Below are 23,850 nucleotides of genomic sequence, written 5' to 3' on the forward strand. Positions count from 1 at the left end.
GATCACCTCACGGCACAGCGATCACCGCGTACCGCTCGTCCCCCACCTCCCGGCCCCACAACTGGGAGTCGTCCGACAACCGCTCCAGGCGCACGTCCTTTGCGAGGGGCGCGAGCAGAGCCTTCAGCCGGTCGGCGGGTATGCCGACCGGGCTCACCGCCCCCCAGAAGCCCTCGATGAGGACGAGCCGTCCACCGGGGCGCAGCAGCCCGCGCCAGTGCCGCAGGACGCGGCCGGGCTCGGGCAGCGTCCACAGCACATGGCGGACGAGGACGACGTCGAACCGCTGCTCCCCGACGGGCGGGGCCGCCGCGTCACCGACCAGGAACGCGGCGTCGCGGCCGGCCAGTTTGGCGCGGGCCAGCCCGACCATGCGGGCCGAGAGGTCGACGCCGGTGACCCGGTGCCGCGCCTCGGACGCGAGGAGCGACAGGCTGCCCGTGCCGCAGCCCAGATCGAGCACGTCGGAGGGGCCGCGGGGCAGCCAGCCACGCAGTCTGGCCGCCCATGCCTCGCGCACGGCGGGATCCCGCAGTCCGTGATCCGGCTCGTCGTCGAAGGTGTCGGCCTGCACGTCCCAGTCGACGCCGGACCGCTTCCCACCAGTGCTGTTACTCGTCATGCACCCAGAGTGGCACCCGCCACTGACAACGGACCGGCACCCGGGTCCGGGCCCCACCCGGCGCCATCCTTTAGTACAAACCGACAAGATGTCCGACATGTGGACTCATTGATGAAACGTGACAGCCGCCACTGACAAGCGGCGACCGATGAGTCACCCTCCCGGAAATGGTCTGTCACCGTGAGAACGCGGTACTCGGCGGACCAGCCGCAAGGGAGGCCCCTGTGCGCCGTACGACCATGCAGAAGTCCCTCAAGAAGTCGGACTCCCGTCGGGTACGGGAAGAGGCCGACCAGCGTCCGGCCGAGCGTCCGGAAGTCCGGAAGGACATCCGTCGCACCTGGTGGCCGGACGGGTGAGTGCCCCCGGGACACGGGGCGGTCGGGGCGGTCAGGGCGCGAGCCACTTGCGGTAGTGGAGCCGGTCGTAGGGGCCGTCCACGCGGCGCTCCACGAGTTCGTACCCGTACCGCGGATAGAGCCGCTGGTTCTCCCACATCATCGCGTTCGTGTACAGCCTGACCTCGGGCAGTCCCAGCGCCCGCGCGTGCGCGTCCACGAAGGCGAGCAGCCGCCGTCCCACGCCCTGCCCGTGGGCGTCCGGGCGGACGGCGACGCTGTCGAGGAACAGATGGTCCTCGTGCGCCTCGATCACGACGAGCCCGACCACCGGCTCCCCCATGACGAACACCCGTCCCGCGGCGACCCCGGCCGCGTGGTCCGCCCGCATGGGCTGCGGCACGGCCCCGATGCGCTCGACGTAGGGGTGGTAGGCCGCATCGGTCACGGCCCGCACGGCGGGCACGTCGGCGACGACGGCCGGCCGGATCCCCGGTTCCGGCGAGTTGTCTGTCATGACCGGAACGGTACCTACCTGAGCCCAGTCTCAGCACTCCCTTAACGGCACCATAAGGATCGTCTCCACCCACTCCCAGCAGGCGATTCCGCGGTTTCGAGGGGCTAGCTTTCTGATCGCCCCCAGGCATCACAGGCACCCCCAGATCCGTTTCGAGGAGTACCCCCATGCCCGCTCGCCACCAGGCCGCCACCCGTATCGCCACCGTCGTCGCGGTCGGCGTCGCCCCGCTCGCCCTGACCGCGCTCGCCGCCGCTCCCGCCGTCGCACACGGCTCGATGACGGACCCGGTGAGCCGGGTCGCGGCCTGCTTCGCGGAGGGTCCGGAGAACCCGGATTCGGCCGCCTGCAAGGCGGCGGTCGCGGCCGGCGGCACGCAGGCCCTCTACGACTGGAACGGCGTCAACATCGCCAACGCCGCCGGGAAGTCGAAGGAGATCATCCCCGACGGGAAGCTGTGCAGTGCCGCCAACGACAAGTTCAAGGGCCTCGACCTGGCCCGCGCCGACTGGCCTGCCACGCGACTGACCTCGGGCAACCGCACCTTCCGCTACAAGGGGACCGCCCCGCACAAGGGTTCGTTCGAGCTGTACGTCACCAAGGACGGGTACGACCCGACGAAGCCGCTGAAGTGGGCGGACCTGGAGTCGAAGCCGTTCCTCAAGGTCACCGACCCGAAGCTGGAGAACGGCGACTACGTCTTCAGCGGGGTCGTCCCGGTCAAGTCGGGCCGCCACCTCATCTACTCGATCTGGCAGCGCTCGGATTCCCCCGAGGCGTTCTACACCTGCTCGGACGTGGTCTTCGGCGAGGGCGGCGCGGGTGCGGAGGCCTCCGCGGCTCCGGCCGCGTCGGCGCCGTCCGACGAGGAGATCGCGGACGGTGCGGACGAGTCGTCCGTGGAGCACGGGGGGCACGGCGACGACGACCCGAAGACCCAGGCCTCGGTCACGGCCGCCGCGGGCACGAAGTCGGACTCGGACTCCGGAACCGACTCCGGGACGGGCTCCGGGACCGAGGCCGAGGAGACGGCCGGAGCCGCCGAGACCGCGGACGGGTCCGGGAGCGGTGCCGAACCCGCCGGTGCGTCGGCGAACCTCGCCGAGACCGGGGGGTCCGACGCGACCTCGTACATCGCGGTGGGTGGGGCGGCGGCGCTGGCGGTCGGGGCGGCGGCGATGTTCGCGTCCGTTCGCCGACGGACGGGCGTCCGCCGGTAGGCAGGGACCCGTAGGGGGTTCGGTCGTACGGGAACCGCGGGCCCGGTCGTGGCTGGTCGCGCGGTTCCCCGCACCCCTCGAAGGGGCGGCGCCCCGTGCGGAGATCAGCCGATCGCCGACAGGCAGGTCGTAGGGGTGGCTCGGGACGGGTCCAGGGCGTTCGCCACCTCGTGGAAGGCGATGCGGTCGATTGTTCCGATCGCCGCGTGCTCGGAGAGGTCGAGCGCGCACAGGTCCTGGATCAGGATGTTGCGTACGTTCGGACCGTCGAGGAACTGCGAGCGGTACGGCGTGACGGCCCCGTCGTACCGGGTGGCGATGACCGTGTACCGGACGCCCGGAACGGTGTCGCCGCCCGCGTTGAGCCGCGTGAGGAAGGCGGAGCCGGCCACCTGGTCGGCGAGTGCGGGGGTGGCCGATGAGAGCACTTCGCTCGCGCCGGGGAAGTGCGTGACCAGCTTGGCCAGTCCGTTCAGGGTGGTGCCGTGGTTGCCGGGAGCGATACCGACGAGGGCGTTCACCTTGGCGGCGCCGCCGAGGAACTTCAGGTAGTGGCGTGGCATCAGCCCGCCCTGCGAGTGCCCGACGAGGTCCGCCTTCGCCGCCCCCGTCGCGGCGAGCACCTTGTCGACGAAGGTCTTCAGCTGCTCCGCCGACTTGTCGATGGGACCGAGCCCGTGGACGAGCGGTACGCCGGGGAGCTGCCCGTAGTCGAGGGCGTAGACGCAGTAGTCGCGGTGGACCAGATAGGGCGCGAGGCCCAGCCAGTTGTCGACGGAGTTGGCGAAGGTGCCGTGGACGAGGACGACGGGGCGCGGGTGGGCGGCGGACGGTTTGCAGGAGTAGTCGTTCCAGCCCCTGCTGGTCGCGGTTGCGGCCCGGTCTGTGGCGGCGGTGGCCGCGGTGGCGGGGACGAGCGCGACCACCGCGGCCAGCAGCAGCGCCGACAGGGGTCTGAGCAGGTGCTTCCAGGGCAGCATCGAGTGATCTCCTTGCGGCTCAAGGGAGTGACGAGGCCATACGCCCTGTGATCCGGATCATGAGGATGCTGTTCTTGCTTCAAGTTACGAGCGAGTAGTAAGAGTGTGAAGTCGGGCGTCAGTAGAAGCTTCCAGTGGTAACCGGGAGCACCGACACGTGCCGTTGAACCGTCACCAGGCGGGCCTGATGGGACCGTAGGGGGCAATGCGCAGCACGTGGTCGCGCAACGCCCGGACTTCACCCTCACCGATGAGTTCGACCCACGACCGAACGGCCTCCGCGGCCGACTCCTCCGCCGCCCGGGTGCACTCCCGGCCCCGCCCGGTCAGCACGACCAGCCGGGCGCGCGCGTCGTCGGGATGCGGTCGCCGCTCCGCATACCCCTTGCGGACGATCTCGTCGACGAGCTGACTCGCGGCCTGCTTGGTCACGCCCAGATGGGCGTGGGTCACCACCTCCATCGGCCTCCAGGCGGAGCTGGCGGACGGCACGACCCTCACCCCGCCCTGGGCCAACTGATCGGGGGCCGCCCGAAGGGCACCCCGCCAAGGGGCGCGGGGAACCGCGCGGCCGGCCACAACGCACCCGCACCCGACACCCCCCGCGGGGCACAACGCGGCTACGCAGCCAACGCGCCCGGAACCACCGCCCCCGCCCCGAACTTCTCCCGCACCCGGTCCGCCACCTCCTCAAGACGCCGCACCTTCTCGTCCACAGGATCGAACGTGAGCTGGTGGGAGGCCTGTTCGGCGGGGTCGAGCCCCTCGGCCCGCAGAGCCACCCCCCGCACCCGGGCCCGCTGCAGACCGAGCGCCTCGTACATGCGGTACGCGGCATCGGTCAGCGCCACGGAGTGGGCGGTCGGCTCGGGGAGCGTCCGGCTGCGGGTCGTCGCGGGGGTCCCCCCGCTTGAGCCTGTTCGAGAGTGGGGGAGGCCGGCGTAGCGGACGGTGAGGGTGAGTGTGCGGCACACCTTCTCCAGGGCGCGCAGCCGCGAGCCCAGTTCCCCGGCGGCGGAGAGCAGCGCGCGCCGATGCTGATCGGAATCCAACTCGTCGCTCGGGAAAGGCCGTTCGGCGACGAGTGACCGGGAGACGGCGTTCGGTACGACCCGGCCGCGGTCGATGCCCCGCGCCATCTCGTGCAGTTCGCGGCCGGTACGGGCACTGGTGAGCCGTTGCAGCGTGGACAGCGGCGCGGCGGCCACCTTGCCGATGCTGTCCAGGCCGTACTCGCACAGCGTGCGGGCGGTGGCCGTGCCGACTCCGGGCAACGCCCGCACGGACCGTTCCACCAGGAACTCCGTGCGGGCGCGGAGGCCCTCGGGGACCACCCGGATCTCCCCGGGGGCGGCCTCCCGCAGGGCCATCCGCGCGAACATCGGGCCGGGCCCTGCCCCGATCGCGCAGTCGACGCCGTGCCAGGCGAGCGCCCGTACCCGGATCAGCGAGGCCAGTTCCACGACGTCCCGCCGGAAGTACCGCTCGGCGCCCCGCAGATCGGCCAGCGCCCCGTCGGGCGGCAGCGCCTCGACGACGGGGGTGAACTCCTCCAACGTGCCGAGGAGCCCGGGCAGGGCGGCCTCGTACATCGGCGGCAGCTGGAAACGTACGCAGAGGATGGTCATCCCGCACTCCCCGGGCTCTGGTGCCACAGTTTCTTTCCGCTCGCGGACCCCTCGCCCGCCGGGCGCAGATCCGCCCACGGATGCATTTCGTATCCCGTGGGCATCCGGATGCGACGGGCGCCCGCCGGATCTCCCGCGCCCCGGGGACCGGCCCCGGGCTCTCCCTGTGGTGCGGCCAGTCTCATCGCCACTCCGTCCAGTCCTTCCTCGCGCCGCAGTTCCGCCAGGTCGGCGAGGTTCCAGGCGGCGGCCCCGACCACGCTGAAGCTGCGCGGGCCGCGCCGCTGCACCACGCCGCGCACGAGCAGGAGCCAGGAGTGGAAGACGGTGTGCGCGCACGTGTCGTGGGAGTCGTCGAAGAAGGCGAGGTCGAGCAGGCCCGTACCGTCGTCCAGGGTGGTGAAGATGACCCGCTTGCCGGAGCGGATCGGCGGTGTCTGGGTGGCCGCCTTGGACCCCGCGACCAGTACCGTCTCGCCGTGCTCGGCCGACCGCAGCCGGCGTGCCGTGACGACGCCCAGTTCGTCCAGGAACTTTCGGTGATCGTCCATCAGATTGCGTGAGGCATCCATGGAGAGCACGCCCAGTTCGGCACTGAGCCGCTCCGCCGAGGAGAGGTCGGGCAGCCCGGCCGAAGCGGTCTCCTGCCCTCCGGTCAAAGGGAGTTGGGAGCCGCCGGCGCCGCGTGCGCCCCGGTGCAGTTCGGTCAGGTGCAGTTGCAGATCACGGCGGTTGGCGCCGAAGGTGTCCAACGCGCCCACCTGCGCGAGCCGTCCGGCCAGCGGACGGCTCGGCCGGGCCCGTTCCCAGAAGTCGAGCAGCGAGGCGTACGGCTGCCCCTGCTCGATCCGGGCCGCCTCGGCCTCGCTGATCCCGTGCACATCGGAGAGCGCGAGCCGGACACCCCAGGTCCCCTTGGCCGCTTCCGTCCCGTCGGATCCGCCAGATCGGCCAGATCGGCCAGATCGGCCAGATCGGCCAGATCGGCCAGATTCAGACACCAGTTCGATACTGTGTGCGACCGCCGACCGGTTCACGTCCAACGGCAGGATCGGCACCCCCCGCCGTCGCGCGTCCGCGAGCAGCAGCCGCTTCGGGTACATCCCGGGATCGTGCGTGAGCAGCCCCGCGTAGAAGGCGGCCGGGTGGTGCGCCTTCAGCCACGCCGACTGATAGGTCGGCACGGCGAAGGCGACCGCGTGCGCCTTGCAGAAGCCGTACGCCCCGAAGGCCTCGACGATCTCCCAGGTACGGGCGATCGTCTGCGCGTCGTACCCCCGCGACGCCGCGTGCTGCGCGAACCAGAAGCGGATGCGCCCCTGCGACTCGGGGTCGGACAGCCCGCGCCGTACCCGGTCCGCCTCGCCCCGTCCGCAGCCGGTCATGATGTCGACGATGTCGATGACCTGCTCGTGGAAGACCACGACCCCGTACGTGCTCTTCAGTGGCTTCTCCAGATCCGGGTGCGGGTAGCGGACCGGCGCCCGGCCGTGCCGCGCCTCGATGAAAGGCCGCACCATGTCGGCCGCGACCGGTCCCGGGCGGAAGAGGGAGATGTCGACGACGAGGTCGTGGAAGGTCGTGGGCTGGAGCCTGCCGACCAGGTCCCGCTGCCCCGGCGACTCGATCTGGAAGCAGCCCAGCGTCTCCGTGGACCGGATGAGCCGGTACGTCTCCGGGTCGCCCTCCTCCACGGCGACGGCGTCCAGGTCGACCTGGCTGCCTGTCGCCCGCTTCACCTCGGCCACCGCGTGCGCCATCGCGGACTGCATCCGCACACCCAGCACGTCGAGCTTGAGCAGCCCGAGGTCCTCGACGTCCTCCTTGTCGAACTGCGACATGGGGAGCCCTTCGCCACTGGTCGGCACGACCGGCGTACGGGCGAGGAGCGAGGCGTCGGAGAGGAGGACCCCGCACGGGTGCATGGCGACTCCGCGCGGCAGGGCGTCCAGTGACTCCACCAGTTCCCACAACCGCCCGTACTTCGCTCCTTTCCGCGCGAACTCCTCCGCCAGGGAACGGAGTTCGGGCAGCTCCGCCAGCGCGGCGCGGGCGTCGCGGGCGCGGATGTGCGGGAAGGACTTGGCGATGCGGTCGATGTCGGCCGGATCCATGGAGAGGGCCGCGCCGACGTCCCGTACCGCGTGCCGCACCCGGTACGTCTCCGGCATCGCCACCGTCGCGACCCGCTCGGTGCCGAAGCGGCCGATGATCGCGCGGTAGACCTCGATGCGGCGTGCGGACTCCACGTCGATGTCGATGTCGGGCAGGACCGCGCGGCGCTTGGACAGGAAGCGTTCCATCAGGAGTCCGTGTTCGACGGGGTCGGCGTGCGCGATGCCGATGAGGTGGTTGACGAGCGAGCCCGCCCCGGAGCCGCGCGCGGCGACCCGGATACCCATCCCCTTCACGTCGTCCACGACCTGAGAGACCGTCAGGAAGTAGGAGGCGAAGTGGTGGTGGGCAATGATGTCCAGCTCGCGGTGCATCCGCTCCCAGTACTCACGCGCCCGGGAGGAGCGGTCGTGTCCGAGCCTCGTCATCCCCGCCGCCGCCCGTGAGGCCAGTACGCGCTGCGCGGTGCGGCGCCCGGCGCCGACGAGGTGCGCCTCCGGGAAGTGCACGGCGCCGATCCCGAGGTCGTCCTCCGGGTCGACCCGGCACTCGTCGGCGGCGGCCCGGGTCTGTTCGAGCAGCCGGTGGGCGGTGTCACGGCGGTAGCCCGCGGCCTCGACGACCCGTTCGGCGGCGGCGAGCATGGCCCCCTCGTCCTTGAGCCAGGCCTCGCCGCTGTCCAGCTCCTTGCGGGGGTCGACGGGGACCAGTAGGCGGGCGGCGTCCAGCACGTCGGCGACCGGGCCCATGCCGGGGTCGGCGTACCGGACGGCGTTGGTGAGCACCGGGCGCACCCGCTGCTCGGCGGCGAAGCCGACGGTACGGGCGGCCAGCCGCAGGGAACCGGGGCCGGTGCCCTCACGGCCGTGCCAGACCGCTTCCAGGCGCAGGGCGTCGCCGTACACCTCCCGCCAGGGCGCGAGCAGTCTCGCGGCCCGGTCGGGCCGTCCGGCGGTGAGCGCGCGGCCGACGTCGGAGGCCGGGCCGAGCAGCACGGTCAGCCCCTCGGCATGGTTCTCCGCCCGGGGCAGCAGCGGCTTCCCTTCTCCCGCCGCGTGCGCCGCAGTAACGATTCTGCAGAGATCGGCCCAGCCCTTCCCGCCGTCCCGGGCGAGGAAGGTCACGCGAGGTGGCGACTCATCGATGAAGGCACCACCCCGCACGGGAGCCCGGCGCCGCTCACCCCGTACGGACCGGGCGCCGGACCCTTGCCCGGGCCCGCCGGCGGGCTCCTCGACCGCGAGGTCGACCCCGAACAGCGGGCGCACACCCGCGCCCTGCGCGGCGCAGGCCTTCGCGAAGCGGACCGCGCCCGCGACGGTGTCCCGGTCGGTGAGCGCCAGCGCGTCCATGCCCCGCTCGGAGGCGCGCTCGGCGAGGCGCTCCGGGTGGGAGGCCCCGTACCGCAGGGAGTACCCGGAAGCGGTGTGCAGATGCGTGAAGCCGGACACGCGCACCTCCACCACCAGGGGCTTTCATCCAGCCCTCGAACATCAGTTCCCAAATTCCTCACCTCCACCATAGACCATGCGCAGACCATGTCTCGAACACCTGTACGACATCCGTTCGGCCCCGTCCCACCTGCGCAAACACCGCGGCACCCGGACGGTGAGGACATGGCACGGACAGCAGAGGCCCCGCCCAAGTCCTTCCTCGACGAGGTCAAGGACGCGGTCACCCCGCGGGCCACACTGCTCGTCATCGGCGTGGTCGCCCTGCAACTGCTCTTCATCGCCTCCTACGTGGGGGCGCTGCACCATCCCAAGCCGAAGGACGTGGCGTTCGGGGTGGTCGCGCCGGGCGCCGCCGCGGGGCAGACAGTGGCCCGGCTCGAAAAACTGCCCGGCGATCCCCTGGACCCCCGGACGCTCGCCGACGAGGCGACGGCACGCGAGCGGATCGCGAACCGCGACATCGACGGCGCCCTGCTGGTCGACCCGGGCGGCACCACCGACACCCTGTTGGTCGCCTCCGGCGGCGGCAAGACCCTGTCGAACGCCCTGATCTCCCTCACCACCGAGCTGGAGAAGGACCAGGGGCGCACGGTACGGACCGTCGACGTGGCCCCGGCCGACGCCCAGGACGCCAACGGGCTCACCCCGTTCTACCTGGTGGTCGGCTGGTGCGTGGGCGGCTATCTGTGCGCGTCGGCGCTGGCGATCAGTGCGGGGGCGCGGCCGGCCAATCTCCGGCGCGCGGTGATCCGGCTCGCCGCGATGGCCCTGGTCGCGATCGTCGGCGGACTCGGCGGAGCGGTCATCGTCGGACCGGTCCTGGGTGCCCTGCCGGGAAGCGTGGCCGCCCTCTGGGGACTCGGCGCGCTCATCACCTTCGCGGTGGGGGCCGCCACACTCGCGCTCCAGTGCGTCTTCGGGATCGTCGGCATCGGAGTGGCCGTCCTGCTGGTGGTGATCCTGGGCAACCCGAGCGCGGGCGGCGCCCTCCCCCCACCGATGCTCCCCCCGTTCTGGAAGGCGATCGGCCCCACCCTGCCCCCGGGCGCCGGCACCTGGGCGGCCCGCTCGATCGCCTATTTCAAGAGCAACGACATCACCACCTCCATGCTGGTCCTGGCGGCCTGGGCGGCCCTGGGAACCGCGATCACCCTGACAGCGGGCTCACGCAACAGACAGGCGCAACCCCGCGGCTTTTAGGAGCGCGGGGCGGGCTCACGCAACAGACAGGCGCAACCCCGCGGCTTTTAGGGGCGCGGGGAACTGCGCAATCTTTTGGGCGCGCACCCACCGACCCGCACCCACTCCACTCCACAACGCAGCGCGACCCGACGCGACGCGACGCGACGCGAAAAGCCCCGCCCCCGCGCGAGCGGGAACGGGGCTTCCACACCGCGGCGGAGCCGATCGTCAGCCGATCTCCGTCCCCGTCGCGGACAACGCCTCAGGAACCGGCTGGAAGAACGTCTCCCCACCGGAGGTGCAGTCACCACTGCCACCGGACGTGAGCCCGATCGCACTGCTCCCCGAGAACAGCGACCCACCGCTGTCCCCCGGCTCGGCGCAGACATCGGTCTGGATGAGCCCGGTGACGATGTCGCCGTTGCCGTAGTTCACGGTCGCGTCCAGACCGGTCACCGACCCGTCGTGCACCTGGGTCGTGGACCCGCTCCGGGTGACCTCCATCCCGACGACCGCCTCCGCCGCCCCCGATATCTGCTGCGCGGAGCCGTTGTACAGGTTCACCTCACTCGGGTGCTCCACGTCCGCGGTGTACTTCACCAGGCCGTAGTCGTTGCCGGGGAAGCTGGAGTCCGCGTTCTCGCCGATCTCCGTGCCGGAGGAGTCCGACCAGACGGTGATCCCCTCGGTGCAGTGCCCGGCGGTGAGGAAGAACGGCTCGCCGCCCTTGACCACGTTGAAACCGAGCGAGCAGCGGCCGCCATTGCCGGTGATGGCGTCACCGCCGGCCACGAAGGTCCTGAACGCCCCCTTCGTCCGCTTGAGTTCGGTCGTACCGCCGAGCCCGTCGACGACCTTCGTCAGCTCGGCCAGCTCGGCACCGGTGACCGTACGGTCCGCGGTGACGACGACCTTGTTGGTCGCGGGGTCGAGCGCCCACGAGGTGCCGGGGATGGTCGCGTCCTGCTTCAGCGTCGTACGGGCGCTCTTCAGGTCGGCGAGAGAGTTCTCGACGACTCTCGCCTTCGCGCCCGCCGACTCGACGGTCTCGGCCGCGGCCTCGTCGAGCACGTTCACGACGAGGCTCTTGGCCTTCGCGTCGTAATACGTTCCCGCCGCGTCGCCGCCGAGGTCCTTGCCGAGCGTCGAGGCGAGCTTTCCGGCCGCCGTGACCGAGAGAACCCTCAGCTCGGGAGCGGGCGTGTTCTCACTCGCGTTCGCACTCTGCAAGGTGACTCCACCCGCGACGAGTGCGGCGATGCCCGCGCCGGCCGCGACGGCCCGCCGCCTGGATATGCGTCGGTGCTTCAACTTGTGTCCTCCTGTGGGGGGTCGGACGCGGCGGTAGTGGGGACCATCGCGACCGAAAAGAGTGTGGCAAGGGTGACGACTCATAAAAAAAGCCGCGTCCATGCCAACGGACACCACCCACTATTCCGAGGCCGCACCGGGGCACACAAGGTCGACTTCAGGACGCGCACACCACAAACGACGTGCGCCCCCGCACGGTTGACGCGCGTTGACAAGAACGCCGTCACACCACGTCGATCCCCATCGCAAATACTACGAGCGAGTAACTAACGCCCCTCCGTGAGGTCTAGTCCTGTCCGGAATTCGACCCTCTGAAGTCCGGATCCAGTGGTGTCTCGACGGGCGGGAGTTGCTCCTGCATCGATTGCTGCCACTGGGTCAACAGCAATTGCGCCTGCGCCGCCAGCTCCTGGGACCGGCCCGACGTCCGCCCCGAGGTCTGGTCCGGAGCCCCGTCCAGGGCCTGCCACGATTCGGACAGCTCCCGCGGTGGCTGTGGAGGCTGCTGCGACTGCACGGGAGCCGTCCCAGGCTGCGCCGGTTGCGGGCCGTGCCCCGGCTGGGCCCGCTCAAGGAACCGCAGCAGCTCGACCGGGAAGGGCAGCACGAGTGTGGAATTCTTCTCCGCCGCTACCGCCACCACGGTCTGCAGCAGCCTCAACTGGAGCGCGGCGGGCTGCTCCGACATCACTCCGGCGGCCTCCGCCAGCTTCTTGGAGGCCTGCAGTTCGGCGTCCGCGTTGATGACCCGGGCCCGCCGCTCACGGTCGGCCTCCGCCTGACGTGCCATGGACCGCTTCATCGTCTCCGGCAGCGACACGTCCTTGATCTCGACCCGGTCGATGGAGACGCCCCACTCCACGGCAGGGCTGTCGATCATCAGCTCCAGCCCCTGGTTCAGCTTCTCGCGGTTGGAGAGCAGATCGTCCAGCTCGCTCTTGCCGATGATCGAACGCAGGGAGGTCTGCGCCATCTGCGAGACCGCGAACCGGTAGTCCTCGACCTTGATGACCGCGTCGGCGGCGGACACCACCTTGAAGTAGATGACGGCGTCGACCCGCACCGTGACGTTGTCCCGGGTGATGCCGTCCTGCCCGGGCACCGGCATCGTAACGATCTGCATGTTGACCTTCTGGAGCCGGTCCACGAAGGGCACGATCATGGTGAATCCCGGGCCACGCACCCCGGATCGCAGTTTTCCGAGCCGGAGCACCACTCCGCGCTCGTATTGTTTGACGACTCGGGCCGCGGCCATCCCGTACACCGCTCCGACGGACGCGAGTGCCACTCCCGCCGTCACCAGCTCCTCGACCATGACGACCCCCAGGGTCCGTAACGGGCGCAAAAGGTGTGTACTTCGACGGTAACTCCGGCGCGGGCGCGAAGGGGAGATGGAGGGCAGAGGTGCCGAGCGGGATACGGATGCGGGACGGACGGCGGCTGGCGTTCGAGGAATGGGGCGACCCGGAGGGCACGCCGGTGGTGCTGCTGCACGGCACACCGGGCTGCCGGACCGGGGTGGTGCCGCAGGACCTGATCGAGGCGCGCCCCGAGGCACGGTTCATCGCGTACGACCGCCCCGGGTACGGGGATTCCGACCGCGGCCCGGGACGCCGGGTGGCGCAGGCGGCGCGGGACGTGGCCGCGCTGGCCGACGCGCTGGAACTGGGCAGCTTCGCGGTGCTGGGCCGGTCGGGCGGTGCCCCGCACGCGCTGGCCTGTGCGGCGCTGCTGCCGACCCGGGTACGACGGGCCGCCGCGCTGGCGAGCCTCGCGCCGCCCTCCAGCGAGGGGCTGAACTGGTTCGAGGGGATGGCGGAGTCCAACGTCGAGGAGTTCACCCTCGCGCTGACCGACCCCGTGGACTTCGCGGAGCGGCTCGCCTCGCGGGCCGCCGAGATCCGGACGGACCCGGCCCAGCTCCTCGCGTCGGTCCGGGACGGCCTCACCGATTCCGACCGGCGGATCGTCTCCACTCCGGCCGTGAGCGACATGCTGTTGCGCAACTACCGTGAGGCGCTGCGCACTTCGGCGTACGGCTGGCTCGACGACAATCTCGCGCTGCTGAGCCACTGGGGCTTCGACCCGGCGCGTATCACCCGGCCCGTGCTGCTGTGGCACGGCGCCGAGGACACCTTCTCCCCGGTGGGCCATTTCGAGTGGCTGGCCCGGAACATCCCCCGCGCCCGCCCCGTCCTGGACCCGAAGGGGGGCCACTTCTCAGCGCTGGAGGCCCTTCCCGACGTACTGGACTGGCTGTGCGCCACACCGAGGAGCGACGACTGAGCCGACACGGGGTGCGTAGGACGAGTCCGCTCATCTCCCGGGCGGCCCCACGACGAGGCCACCGCCCGCGCCCGGCCGCTCCAGCCGGGCGCCTCGCAGCAGGTCCGTCACCCGCTCGTGGCTGTCCCCCCACGGCGTCCGTCACGCGCAGCCGCGTCCGCAGCTCGTCGATCTCGTCCACGAACCGCTGGGTGTACATGCCCTCGGGGACGGTGTCGTGCCCGGCGGCGCCCGCGAGCGGGGAGCCGGTGCCGGTGCCGAGGAGCGTCTGCCGGTAGTGGGTGCCGTGCGCGATCCTCCTCCCCGCGAGGTCCGCCGGCAGTCCCGCGCGCTCGGTCCACGGCCTGGGAGCCCTGCCGCGCGGCACGAGTTGGTACTCCACCCGCTCGACGACCGCGTGCTGCGTACCGGCGTCGAGGATGCCCACGTCCCAGGCGGGTTCGCCCGGGGCCAGGGAGCCCGTTGCCCAGGAGGCCCTCCAGCCCAGTGCGGGCCGTACCGTGCGGGCGTACTGCGCGCGTGCGAGCACCGCGGCGAGGGCGACGGCCGAAGGACGAGCCCCCGCACCGCGAACGGTGTGCGGGGGCTCGTCTGCTGCTGGCTGCAGGTCAGGCCTTGTGCGTCTTTCTTCGGGGCGTACCGATCAGAAGACGCTGACGCCGTAGGCGCTCAGGGCCTCGGTGACCGGCTGGAAGAACGTGGTGCCGCCGGAGGTGCAGTTGCCGCTGCCGCCGGAGGTCAGACCGTAGGCGACACCGTTGCTGCCGTAGAGCGGACCGCCGGAGTCGCCGGGCTCGGCGCAGACCGTGGTCTGGATCATGCCGTAGACGACGTCGCCGCCACCGTAGTTGACGGTCGCGTTGAGAGCGGTGACCCGCCCGGTACGCGTACCGGTGGTGGAACCGGTGCGGATGACGTTGGTGCCCACGCTCGGGGTGGCAGCGCTGGTGATGTCCGTGCTGCCTGCGGTGCCTTCCTTGGCGATCGTGGTGTTCGAGTAGCGCACCAGCCCGTAGTCGTTGGTCGGGAAGCTGGACCCGGCCGTCGGCCCGAGGACGGTGGTACGACCGGAGTTGGAGTACCAGGTACCCGCACCGTCGGTGCAGTGGCCGGCGGTCACGAAGTAGTTCGTGCTGCCACTGCGGACGTTGAAGCCGAGAGAACAACGCCAGCTGGTCGCGTAGATGGCGTCGCCACCCTTGATCAGCTTGTTGATCTTGCCCGGGGTGCTCTTGATCTGCAGGGCACCGGCGTTGGCGCCCGCGGCCTGCTTGATCTTCGCGATCTCCGCCTTGGAGACAGTGCTGTCGACCGTGACGACGACCTTGCCGGTCTTCGCGTCGGTCGCCCAGGCGGTACCGGGCACATCGGCCGCGAGTACCGCGGAGTTGGCGCTCTTCAGCTGGGTGGTGCCGAACGTCGAAGCGTCGCTCGCGTTGGCCGCGGGGACGGTGAACGCGGCCGCGGCCACGAGTCCGGTGGATACGGCGATCAGCCGGGTCCGTCTCGCTATGCCGCTACGGGGGGTGGTGCGCTGGGTCCTCACTGTTCGTTCCCTCCAAAGGGAAGTCGGGGGCCCGCGTGGGGTCGGGGCCCGTGAGGCGCACGCCAGAGGCAGAGTGTCCGGATTCCGGATACGCCGTGCCCCTGACAAGGCGCTGGGGGGAGTATTTGGCCGCGCACCCGAACGACGCAAGGGCGCCTTTCGGCCGCACGGCGTTCAACTTACTTATGCTCCACGGAAGTTGACCTCTTCGGCGCCGGTATCCGAGCTGCATGCGGGCTGCGTGCGAGCTGCGTGCGGATGGCGCCCTCCAGCCGCAATCTCCGCGCCCAGGGAATTCCCCGGCGGCGGGAATGGGCAGATGAAGTGGTCCGCGCATACGCACGGCGGGAGCAGGGCCCGGTTGAGGTTCACCGCCGAGCCCGAGGCCCCGCTCACGCCCGTCGGCGTTCCCCACGCGTACGGTCCGCCTCTCCCGTACGGCGTGAAACGCCGCGGTACCGACCGGCGCGGGTCGTACGAGGTGACCTCGATGCCGCGGAACGCCCGCCGCGCGGGTACGCCGGGTCGACGTCGCGTACACCCCCGGACCGAGGTCGGCCACCAGCCTGATCTCGCCGTTCAGGGGCCGCCCGTGCACCTGGATGCCGTCGGATTCCCCGGCCGCCGCCAGCACCGCGCCCCCGTCGACGGCCCACCGGCCGGGCATGTCCGGAATTCGCCCCTCTGGATGATCTTCAACCCATGCGTCCCATGGAGCGCGAGGGGGCCGTGGGGCGCGGACACCGACCCCGTGCGCTGCTCGTGCCAGTGCTTCCAGTCCTCGGCCGCGTCCGTCGTCGTGTGATCAACCCTTCCGCACGGGAGCCCGCAACCCGAGGTGTGAGCGCAGCGTCGTACCGCCGTACTCCGCACGGAACGCGCCACGCTCCTGGAGCAGCGGCACGACCCGGTCCACGAATGCATCCAGGCCCCCCGGCATCGGATGCGGTACGAGGACGAAGCCGTCGGCAGCGCCGGTCCGTACGGAGTCGTCGATCTCGGCGGCGACCGACTCCGGCGTGCCGACGAAGGTGACCTCGGCCATGATCTTCAGGTCCGTGTGGTCACGGCCGTACTTGGCGAGGCGGCTTTTCACATCGGCGTAGAGCGCACGGCCCGCCTCCGGGGTCCCGTACCGCGTGAGGATCACATCGGCGGTGGCCGCGGCGAACTCGCGTCCCTCCGGCGAGCCGTCGAAGGGACGGATGACGACGGGGTGGCCCTGCGGGGAGCGCGGCACGGTGAACTCGCCCGCGATGTCGAAGTGCCGGCCGCGGTGCGCGAAGGGGCGCACGATGCCGTCCGGCGTCCACGAGTCCCACAACTCCCGTGACACGTCGAGGAATTCGGCGACGCGGGCGAGTGGGTCGGCGGATGCCGCCACGTTCCAGGCGGCACGCCCCGCGCTGAGGTGGTCCGACGTGGCCAGTCTGCGGGCGAGTTCGTACGGCTCGTTGAAGGCCGTATCGACCGTGGCGGCGAGCCCGATCCGCTCGGTGACGGCGACGAGCGCGTTCAGCACCGTGACCGGCTCGGGCTGTCCGACCGCGTCAAGGCCCAGGTCCGCGTGCACGTCCGTGTCCAGGTCCGTGTCCAGGTCCGTGTCCAGGTCGGGGATACGTCCCCTGTGCTCGGCCGGCCGCGACTGCTCGGCGAGGAGGAGGAAGTCGAACAGACCGCGCTCGGCGGTGCGCGCGAGACGCTCGAAGGATGCGAAATCGGCCCCGGAGGCGGTGTCGCCACCTCCGGGGCAGTAGGCGGCGAGGTGCACCTGCGTCCGTACGGTCATGACGTTCCCCCTGTCACGGCGTACCGGTGGGCGGGCCGGCCGAGCCCCAGGTGCTCGCGGAGCGTGCTGCCCGGGTAGAAGGTGCGCAGCAGCCCGCGATGCTGAAGCAGCGCTGCCGTGCCGTTGACCAGGCGTTCCAGGTCCCGGCGGGGCTCGGCAGGGGTGAGGTGGAAGCCGTCGGCGGCACCGGTCTCGTGCCAGGCGGCGATCAGCTCGGCGAGGTCGACGGGCCCGCCGCGGTACAGCGGGCCCCGCGCGGTCTGCCGGGGGCCTCCCCCGCCGTGGCCCGGCTCGGCCGCGCGTTCGCCGTCACCGAGGTCGACGGTGAGGGCGGCGAGGACCCGCAGCTCGTCCGGGTCCCGGCCGTGGGCGAGCGCGGAAGCCTGCAACTCGGCGCGTATCGCCCCCACTTGGGTCGGGCTGACGCCCTGGACCAGTGCCACGTCCGCGTACCGGGCGGCGGTCGCACGGGCGTACCGGTCCGTGGCGTCGACGACCCGTACCGGGTAGTGGCCGGGGTGTGAACTCGCACGGTCGGCGCTGTCCCACAGCAGGGCGGCCACGTCGGCGACCTGTCCCGCCTCGTGCCACAGCGCGTCGACGGGCGCCGCGTGCCGACGACCGAAGAGGCGGGCCTCGCCCTCGGAGGTCGACACGTCGATACACCAGCCCGCCCGGCCGCGGCTCACCCGGTCGAGGGTCGCCACGGCGGCCTGGACCTGGAACGGCTCGGTGTGTGTGGTGGTGACGGTCGGCACCAGACCGATGCGGGCCGTGGCGGGCGCGACCCGCGCCAGCACGGCGAGCGCGTCGAAGCCGGGGCGCGCGAAGCTGTCGCCCAGGGTCACGAAGTCGAACCCGCCGCTCTCCGCGAGCCGCGTCAGCTCGACGTGGACCGAGACGTCGTCGTGGGCCGCCGCCTGGTCGACGGCTGCGGCCAGGTGCAGAAGCCCTCGGCCGTTCGATGGCGTCATGGGAAGGAGAACCTTTCTGGGAGGCTCCCGTACCGCCGCCGCGACGAGCGGCACCGCGGCGGCGGTACGGGGCATCAGTGGGATGGAACCGGTGTCGGACACCGGTCGCCCGGCACCGACTCCCGGGCACCGGAATCCCGGCCGTCAGAATCCCGAGCGCCGGAATCCCGAGCGTCAGAGTCCCGGCCGTCGGAATCCCGGCCGTCAGAATCCCGAGCGCCGGAATCCCGAGCGTCAGAGTCCCGGGCGCCGGAGTCCCAGGAGTCAGATCTTCGGCAGGCCCGGCGGGTTGATCTCCGACTTCGGGACGGCCTCGCCCGACAGGCCCCAACGCTTGAGCACCTTCGCGTAACTGCCATCCTTGATCACGTGGTTGACGGCGGTCGCGTACGCGTCGACGAGCCCGCTGCCCTTCTTCGTGGTCGCGGCGATCTTGCCCTGGAGGTCGTCACCGGCGCCCGAGAGCGTGCCGACGATCTCCGACTGCCCGGCGCTGGACACGTGATACGCGGCGGACGGGCTCGGGCCGAGATAGGCGTCGATACGGCCCGACTGGAGAGCCAGGTAGTAGTCCGTGTCCTTCTGGAAGTACTTGATGGTGACGGCCTCGCGGCCCGCCTTCTCGTTCTGCTTGTTCCAGTCGACGAGGATCTTCTCCTGGTTGGTGCCGGAGGAGACGGCGATCGTCTTGCCCGCCACGTCCTCGGGCCCGTCGACCTTCCAGCCGCTGCCCTTCTTCGCCTCGAACGCGATGTTGTCGAGACGGTAGGTGGCGAAGTCGTACTTCTCCTTGCGCTCCTCGGTCACGGTGACGTTCGAGAAGACGGCGTCGAACTTGCCGCTGTCCAGGCCGACGAAGAGGTTCTCCCAGGAGACCTCGTCGTTGTCGAGCTTCAGGCCGAGGGTGTCGGCGACGAGGGTCGCGAGGTCGATCTCGGAGCCGATTCTCGTCTTGTCGTCGGTCGCGTAGAAGCCGAGTGGCGGTGAGGCGTCGGCGCTCTGGCCGAGCTTCAGCGTGCCGCGCTCGCGGATCGCCGCCGGGACGAGCGCGGCGATCTCGTCGACCTTCTTGCCACGGATCCGGTTCTGGTCGGGGCCGATGTTGACGTCGCCGACCTTCTTGGTGCCGGACGAGCCGGTCCCGGTCGCCGCGTCGCTGTCACCGCCGCAGGCGCTGAGCAGCGGGGCGACGACGAGGGCTGCGACGGAGGCGGCGAGGGTGCGTCGGGATATCACGGTGAACTCCTGGGCTGGGAACGGATGGTGGACGGCAGCGGCCTCGGCCGAAAAGCCGGTCCGAAGGCCGGACGGGGGCCGGTCGGGGGTCGGTCGAGAGCCGGTCGGGGATCGGTCGGGGGCCTCAGAGGACCTTGGAGAGAAAGGCCCGGGTGCGCTCGTGCTTCGGCGCGTCGAGTACGTCGCCGGGGGCGCCCTGTTCGACGATGCGGCCGTCGTCCATGAAGACGACGGTGTCCGCGACCTCGCGGGCGAAGCCGATCTCGTGCGTGACGACGATCATCGTGGTGCCCTGGTGGGCCAGGTCCTTGATGACGTCGAGGACTTCGCCGACCAGCTCGGGGTCGAGCGCGGACGTCGGCTCGTCGAAGAGGAGCAGCCTCGGTTCCAGGGCGAGCGCGCGGGCGATGGCCACGCGCTGCTGCTGCCCGCCGGACAACTGCTTCGGGTAGGCGTCGGCCTTGTCGGCGAGCCCGACCCGGTCGAGCAGTCTGCGCGCCGCCTCGGTGACGTCCTTGCGGGACCGCTTCAGCGCGGAGACCGGGGCCTCGACGATGTTGTCCAGGACCGTGAGGTGCGGAAAGAGGTTGAAGTTCTGGAAGACGAACCCGATCCGGGTCCGCTGCTTGAGGATCTCGCGCTCGCGCAGTTCGTGGAGCTTGTCACCGGAACGCCGGTAGCCGACCAGGGAGCCGTCCACACTGATCCAGCCCTGGTCGACCTTCTCCAGATGGTTGATGGTGCGCAGCAGGGTGGACTTGCCGGAGCCGGAGGGGCCGAGGATGACGGTGACCTCGCCGGCGCGCACCTGAAGGTCGACACCCTTGAGCACCTCCAGCGAACCGAAACTCTTGTGGACTGCCCTGACGTCGACCATGGGCGCGCTCATCGGGTGCTTCCCTTCGCGAAGTGTCGTTCCACGTAGTGCTGGAGGACGGAGAGCGCGGTGGTCAGGAGGATGTACCAGGCCGTGGCGACCATGAGCAGCGGTACGACCCGGCCGTTGCGTCCGTAGATGACCTGGACCTGGTAGAACAGTTCGCCGATCGCCATGACGGAGACGATCGAGGTGCCCTTGAAGAGGGAGATCACCTCGTTGGCGGCGTTCGGCAGGATGGAGCGCATCGCCTGCGGCAGCACGATCCGGCGGATCTGCCGCAGCCGCGGGATGCCGAGGGCCGCGGCAGCCTCCAACTGGCCGCTGTCGACGGCCAGTACACCGCCGCGCACGATCTCGGCGGCGTACGCGGCCTGGTGCAGGGCGAGCCCGAGGACGGCCGCGCTCATCGCGCCGACCAGACCCATCGTGTCGAAGGTGAAGAAGCCGGGCCCGAAGGGGATGCCGAACTTCAACTCCTTGTAGAGGTAAGCGAGGTTGAACCAGAAGAGCAGCTGCACGATCAGCGGGATGGACCGGAACGCCCAGATGTACGCGAAGGAGACCGCCCTCAGGAACGGGCTGTCGGACAGCCGCATGAAGGCGAGGACGATTCCGAGCGCGAAACCCAACGCCGTCCCGTAGAAGGTAAGTTGAAGGGTGACCCAGACCGCCTTGAGGATCACCTCGGCGGTGAAGAACTCGGCGAACACCTCCCACTCCCAGCCGGGGTTGGTGGCGAGCCCGTGGGCGAACTGAGCGAGCAGCACGGCGGTGACGATCACGGCGGCCCAGCGCCAGGGGTGCCGGACGGGCACGACCTTGAGCGCGCCGTAGTCCTCGGGCTCGGCCGGCGCCTTGACGACGGGTTGATCACTGGTCAGCGACATGGGGTCCTCGGGGCAGAAGGAGGGACGGGGTGCGCGGTGCGGGCGCGGGGTGCGCGAGGAGCGCGGGTGCGGTGACGCGCCCGCGGTGACGCGGCGGTGGTACACGGCGGTGGTTACGCGGCGGTGGCGCGACAGGAGAGGTCGCGCAGAAACGCCAGCGCGGCACGCGCGGTGGCGTCGTTCTGCCGGAAGGCGGGTCCTCCGGTACGCGGCCGGGTGAACGCGCCGGAACCCCGGGCGTCGGTGTGCGGCCCGAGCGCGAAGCGCCGTGGGTGCGGGGCGCCGGACCGGTCGAGGACGCGCCCGTCGGCGGGGTGCACGGCGAGCAGACCCTCGGGCGTCGCGGCGGCCCCTCCGGCGTACAGCTCGCGCAGCAGGGTGTCCCGGGTCCGCTCGACCGTGGGGTGCGGCAGCCGTGCCTCGACGAGCGCGCGGGCCTCGGCGTACCGGCCGGGCACGGTGGTGCTCGTGGCCCGGAAGACTCCGTCCACTGCCGTCACCGTCATCCCGGCGCCGAGGAAGTTCAGCACTCCCGCTCGTGACAGGGCGAGCATCTGCCGCAGTCGCGGTCCCGGCGGCCCCGACGCGAGGCAGCTGAAGAAACCGTGCCACCAGGGCCCGATGTCGCCGAGCCGCACCAACTGCCCGTAGACGGAGAGGAGTCCGAGGAACACCGCCAGGTCAGGGCTGTGCGCGGGATCGTGCCGCCGGGTGAGGTCCCCCTCGACATAGGTGCGCAGACTCTCCTGGAGCGCGTCGTACGAGGGATGGCGTACGCCGTCCAAGGGGTGGTCGAGCGCCGACAGGTCCAGCCGGTCGGCGGGGTCGGGGACGGCTGCGGCGACCAGCGCCCGGATCTCGGCGCCGCCCGCTCCACCCGCTCCGCCCGCTCCGCCCGCTCCGCCCGCGCTGTCGACGGCCGCGCACCTCTCGTACTCCTCCTCGAAGTCCGTCCAGGTCATGGCCGTGCGGTCGGGGTGGGCCGCGAACAGCCGGTGGTAGTGGGCGAAGCCCAGCTCCTTCTCGACCAGTGGCCACACGTCCCGCCGGAAGTCGAAGCCACCGGGGCGCGCCAGCAGTTCGTCCACCTCACCGGGTCCGAAGAACCGTGGCAACGGCGGGCGTTCACCGGTCCAGTCGTAGCCGATCTTCGAGTGGTACGGGACCCCGCGCCGTGACCCGACGTGCAGCACGGGCTCGCGCCCGGACGCCCGGTAGGTCAACTGCCCTTCCGCGTCCGTCTCGTAGCGGCCCCCGCGTCCTTCCGTGAGCAGGACCATCAGGTCGACGAAGGCGAGCCCGAAGCCGCGTACGAGCACCGGTTCGCCGGGGCCGAGGGCGGACAGGTCGCTGTCGGCGGTGAAGTCGGGCGGCAGATGGACGAGGTCGTGGGCGCGGGCGTACGCGGCCAACTCCTGCTGCCCCTCGTCGAGTTCGGCGTCGAGATGGCCGAGCGCCAGGACGACGAGGTCGGCGAGGAGCGGACGCGGCCTGCCTTCCAGCCACACCTGCTGACGGCCCTCGCGCGGACCCCCGACCCGCACGGCGCGGCGGGGGTGGTGACGGACCCGGATGCCCGGCGGGAGGGCGGCGACCGTCCGCTCGTACACCCAGCGCATATAGGTGCCCTGCCGCTGCCGGTCCGCGAAGTGGCGTCCGTCGAGCTCGGCCCACTCGTGCAGGGTGGGGCCCTCCCGTACGGGTCCGGCCATGTCCACGGTGTCGTCGGTGAACATGGTGACGTCCTGGGCCTGCGAGTTCATCCACAGCAGCGGTGGCTGCTCCTCGCGCCAGATGCGTCCGCCGCCCGGCGGATACGGGTCGACGAGATGCACGTCGAGCCCGGCGTCGCCGTACAGTTCGGGCGCGTTGGCGGCTATCCGCTCCAGGAGTCCGGTCCCTCGCGGGCCCGCGCCCACGATCACCAGCGACGGGCGCACCCCGCCCGCCCCGCTCATCGCGCGCGCTCCGAACCGCGTCCGTAGTGCCGCTCGACGTAGTACTGGCCGACGCTGAGCACGGAGGTGACGATGACGTACCAGAGGGTGGCCACCATCAGGAGCGGGATGACCTGGTAGGTGCGGTGGTAGACGAGCTGCACGGAGTAGAGCAGGTCCTGCACGGCGATGACGCTGATGATCGAGGTGCCCTTCAGCGTCCCGATCAGCATGTTCCCGGCCGGCGGCACGATGGAGCGCATGGCCTGCGGCAGCACGATCTTCCACCAGCGGCGCCACCGGCTCAGCCCGAGCGCTTCGGCGGCCTCGATCTGCCCGCGGTCGACGGAGAGGATGCCGCCGCGTACGACCTCGGCGGCGTACGCGGCCTCGTGCAGGGTGAGGCCGATGACGGCGACCGTGACCGGGCCGAGCAGATTCACCGTCTTGACGCCGAAGAGCGTCGGGTAGAGCGCCCCGATGTTGAACCAGAACAGCAGCTGCACCAGGATCGGCATCGACCTGAAGAGCCAGACGTATCCCCAACTCACCGCTCGCAGCACGGGGTTGGCGGAGAGTCGGCACGCGGCGAGCAGGGCGCCGAGCGCGAAGCCGAGCGCCATGACGAGCGCGGTCAGCCACAGGGTGAGGCCGAGGCCGCGCAGGACCGAGGCGGAGGTGAAGTAGTCGCCGACCACGTCCCACTGGAACGCCTCGTTGCGTGCGACGGAGTTGACGGCGAGCCCGAGCAGGATCAGGACGAGGCCCGCTGCAATCCACTGGCCGGTTCGGCGCCGGGGGACGATGCGCGAAGGCACCGCGTCTTCCGGTGCGGCCACCTTGGTGAGGGTGTGCGAGGACATGCGAAGGCTCCGTGATGCGTCGAGTCGAGTCGAACACGGGTGGTGCCTTCACACGGATCACGGCCAAGCCCCTCAGCAGGGCCGT

At 71.1% G+C, this 23,850-nt stretch carries 19 protein-coding genes and 3 pseudogenes; 5 read left to right on the top strand and 17 right to left on the bottom strand.

From position 1 onward, the window contains the following. Nucleotides 1-7 precede the first annotated feature (7 nt). A complete protein-coding gene (locus tag ACIOKD_RS11695) occupies nucleotides 8-622 on the bottom strand; it encodes a class I SAM-dependent methyltransferase (protein WP_402081511.1) in 615 nt (204 codons plus the stop codon). A gap of 224 nt (nucleotides 623-846) precedes the next feature. Between ACIOKD_RS11695 and ACIOKD_RS11700 the strand changes: the two genes are divergently transcribed. Beyond that, nucleotides 847-981: a hypothetical protein gene (locus tag ACIOKD_RS11700; protein ID WP_402081514.1), complete on the top strand. Its 135-nt coding sequence runs from the start codon at nucleotides 847-849 to the stop codon at nucleotides 979-981. A 31-nt stretch (nucleotides 982-1,012) separates the two neighbouring features. Here the strand turns inward: ACIOKD_RS11700 and ACIOKD_RS11705 are convergent, their stop codons facing one another. Beyond that, nucleotides 1,013-1,477, bottom strand: a complete 465-nt coding sequence (locus tag ACIOKD_RS11705; RefSeq protein WP_402081517.1) for a GNAT family N-acetyltransferase — start codon at nucleotides 1,475-1,477, stop codon at nucleotides 1,013-1,015. A gap of 167 nt (nucleotides 1,478-1,644) precedes the next feature. On the opposite strand from ACIOKD_RS11705, the gene ACIOKD_RS11710 reads away from it, so the two are divergent. Then, entirely contained in the window at nucleotides 1,645-2,697 is a 1,053-nt protein-coding gene (locus ACIOKD_RS11710) for a lytic polysaccharide monooxygenase (RefSeq protein WP_402081519.1), read from the top strand. A gap of 104 nt (nucleotides 2,698-2,801) precedes the next feature. On the opposite strand, the gene ACIOKD_RS11715 is transcribed toward ACIOKD_RS11710, so the two are convergent. Together ACIOKD_RS11715 and ACIOKD_RS11720 are read right to left on the bottom strand one after the other, a co-directional pair. After that, a complete protein-coding gene (locus ACIOKD_RS11715) occupies nucleotides 2,802-3,677 on the bottom strand; it encodes an esterase/lipase family protein (protein ID WP_402081522.1) in 876 nt (291 codons plus the stop codon). Between the two features lie 171 nt (nucleotides 3,678-3,848). Then, nucleotides 3,849-4,121: pseudogene (locus tag ACIOKD_RS11720) on the bottom strand (MarR family winged helix-turn-helix transcriptional regulator); the annotation flags it as partial. 1 nt (nucleotide 4,122) lies between these two features. Here ACIOKD_RS11720 and ACIOKD_RS11725 point away from each other — a divergent pair. Then, nucleotides 4,123-4,197, top strand: a pseudogene (locus ACIOKD_RS11725) (cupin domain-containing protein); the annotation flags it as partial. 100 nt (nucleotides 4,198-4,297) lie between these two features. Here the strand turns inward: ACIOKD_RS11725 and ACIOKD_RS11730 are convergent. After that, the gene (locus ACIOKD_RS11730) at nucleotides 4,298-5,305 is read right to left on the bottom strand and encodes a DNA polymerase thumb domain-containing protein (protein ID WP_402081524.1); all 1,008 of its coding nucleotides are present in this window, start codon (nucleotides 5,303-5,305) and stop codon (nucleotides 4,298-4,300) included. Beyond that, nucleotides 5,302-8,871, bottom strand: coding sequence for a DNA polymerase III subunit alpha (locus ACIOKD_RS11735; protein ID WP_402081527.1), 3,570 nt, complete (start codon nucleotides 8,869-8,871; stop codon nucleotides 5,302-5,304). The genes ACIOKD_RS11730 and ACIOKD_RS11735 overlap by 4 nt, the downstream gene beginning before the upstream one ends. 165 nt (nucleotides 8,872-9,036) lie before the next feature. Between ACIOKD_RS11735 and ACIOKD_RS11740 the strand changes: the two genes are divergently transcribed. Beyond that, nucleotides 9,037-10,074 carry a DUF3533 domain-containing protein gene (locus ACIOKD_RS11740; RefSeq protein ID WP_402081529.1) on the top strand — a complete coding sequence of 346 codons (1,038 nt, stop codon included), beginning with the start codon at nucleotides 9,037-9,039 and terminating at the stop codon, nucleotides 10,072-10,074. 210 nt (nucleotides 10,075-10,284) lie between these two features. Here ACIOKD_RS11740 and ACIOKD_RS11745 read toward each other — a convergent pair whose 3' ends face one another. Continuing rightward, entirely contained in the window at nucleotides 10,285-11,367 is a 1,083-nt protein-coding gene (locus ACIOKD_RS11745) for a S1 family peptidase (protein WP_402081531.1), read from the bottom strand. A gap of 286 nt (nucleotides 11,368-11,653) precedes the next feature. Beyond that, nucleotides 11,654-12,682: a slipin family protein gene (locus ACIOKD_RS11750; protein ID WP_402081533.1), complete on the bottom strand. Its 1,029-nt coding sequence runs from the start codon at nucleotides 12,680-12,682 to the stop codon at nucleotides 11,654-11,656. Between the two features lie 89 nt (nucleotides 12,683-12,771). On the opposite strand from ACIOKD_RS11750, the gene ACIOKD_RS11755 reads away from it, so the two are divergent. Further along, complete coding sequence (locus ACIOKD_RS11755) at nucleotides 12,772-13,653, top strand: alpha/beta fold hydrolase (protein ID WP_402081536.1); 882 nt, start codon at nucleotides 12,772-12,774, stop codon at nucleotides 13,651-13,653. A 643-nt stretch (nucleotides 13,654-14,296) separates the two neighbouring features. On the opposite strand, the gene ACIOKD_RS11760 is transcribed toward ACIOKD_RS11755, so the two are convergent. From ACIOKD_RS11760 to ACIOKD_RS11800, 9 genes and pseudogenes are all read right to left on the bottom strand, one after another. Beyond that, the gene (locus ACIOKD_RS11760) at nucleotides 14,297-15,199 is read right to left on the bottom strand and encodes a S1 family peptidase (protein WP_402081538.1); all 903 of its coding nucleotides are present in this window, start codon (nucleotides 15,197-15,199) and stop codon (nucleotides 14,297-14,299) included. Nucleotides 15,200-15,382: 183 nt separating this feature from the next. Next, nucleotides 15,383-15,943, bottom strand: a pseudogene (locus ACIOKD_RS11765) (DUF1684 domain-containing protein). A gap of 61 nt (nucleotides 15,944-16,004) precedes the next feature. Beyond that, the gene (locus ACIOKD_RS11770) at nucleotides 16,005-16,988 is read right to left on the bottom strand and encodes an LLM class flavin-dependent oxidoreductase (protein ID WP_402081541.1); all 984 of its coding nucleotides are present in this window, start codon (nucleotides 16,986-16,988) and stop codon (nucleotides 16,005-16,007) included. After that, nucleotides 16,985-17,962, bottom strand: coding sequence for an LLM class flavin-dependent oxidoreductase (locus ACIOKD_RS11775; RefSeq protein WP_402081544.1), 978 nt, complete (start codon nucleotides 17,960-17,962; stop codon nucleotides 16,985-16,987). The genes ACIOKD_RS11770 and ACIOKD_RS11775 overlap by 4 nt, the downstream gene beginning before the upstream one ends. A 264-nt stretch (nucleotides 17,963-18,226) precedes the next feature. After that, nucleotides 18,227-19,198, bottom strand: coding sequence for an ABC transporter substrate-binding protein (locus tag ACIOKD_RS11780; RefSeq protein WP_402081547.1), 972 nt, complete (start codon nucleotides 19,196-19,198; stop codon nucleotides 18,227-18,229). A gap of 124 nt (nucleotides 19,199-19,322) precedes the next feature. Then, nucleotides 19,323-20,087, bottom strand: coding sequence for an amino acid ABC transporter ATP-binding protein (locus ACIOKD_RS11785; RefSeq protein WP_402081549.1), 765 nt, complete (start codon nucleotides 20,085-20,087; stop codon nucleotides 19,323-19,325). Beyond that, the gene (locus tag ACIOKD_RS11790; protein ID WP_402081551.1) at nucleotides 20,084-20,965 is read right to left on the bottom strand and encodes an amino acid ABC transporter permease; all 882 of its coding nucleotides are present in this window, start codon (nucleotides 20,963-20,965) and stop codon (nucleotides 20,084-20,086) included. Before ACIOKD_RS11790 ends, ACIOKD_RS11785 begins: the two co-directional genes overlap by 4 nt. Before the next feature lie 113 nt (nucleotides 20,966-21,078). Next, nucleotides 21,079-22,923: an FAD/NAD(P)-binding protein gene (locus ACIOKD_RS11795; protein WP_402081554.1), complete on the bottom strand. Its 1,845-nt coding sequence runs from the start codon at nucleotides 22,921-22,923 to the stop codon at nucleotides 21,079-21,081. Then, nucleotides 22,920-23,765 carry an amino acid ABC transporter permease gene (locus tag ACIOKD_RS11800; protein WP_402081558.1) on the bottom strand — a complete coding sequence of 282 codons (846 nt, stop codon included), beginning with the start codon at nucleotides 23,763-23,765 and terminating at the stop codon, nucleotides 22,920-22,922. The genes ACIOKD_RS11795 and ACIOKD_RS11800 overlap by 4 nt, the downstream gene beginning before the upstream one ends. Nucleotides 23,766-23,850: the final 85 nt, after the last annotated feature.

This window comes from Streptomyces sp. NPDC087844 (genome assembly GCF_044742785.1).
Classification (GTDB): Bacteria; Actinomycetota; Actinomycetes; order Streptomycetales; family Streptomycetaceae; genus Streptomyces.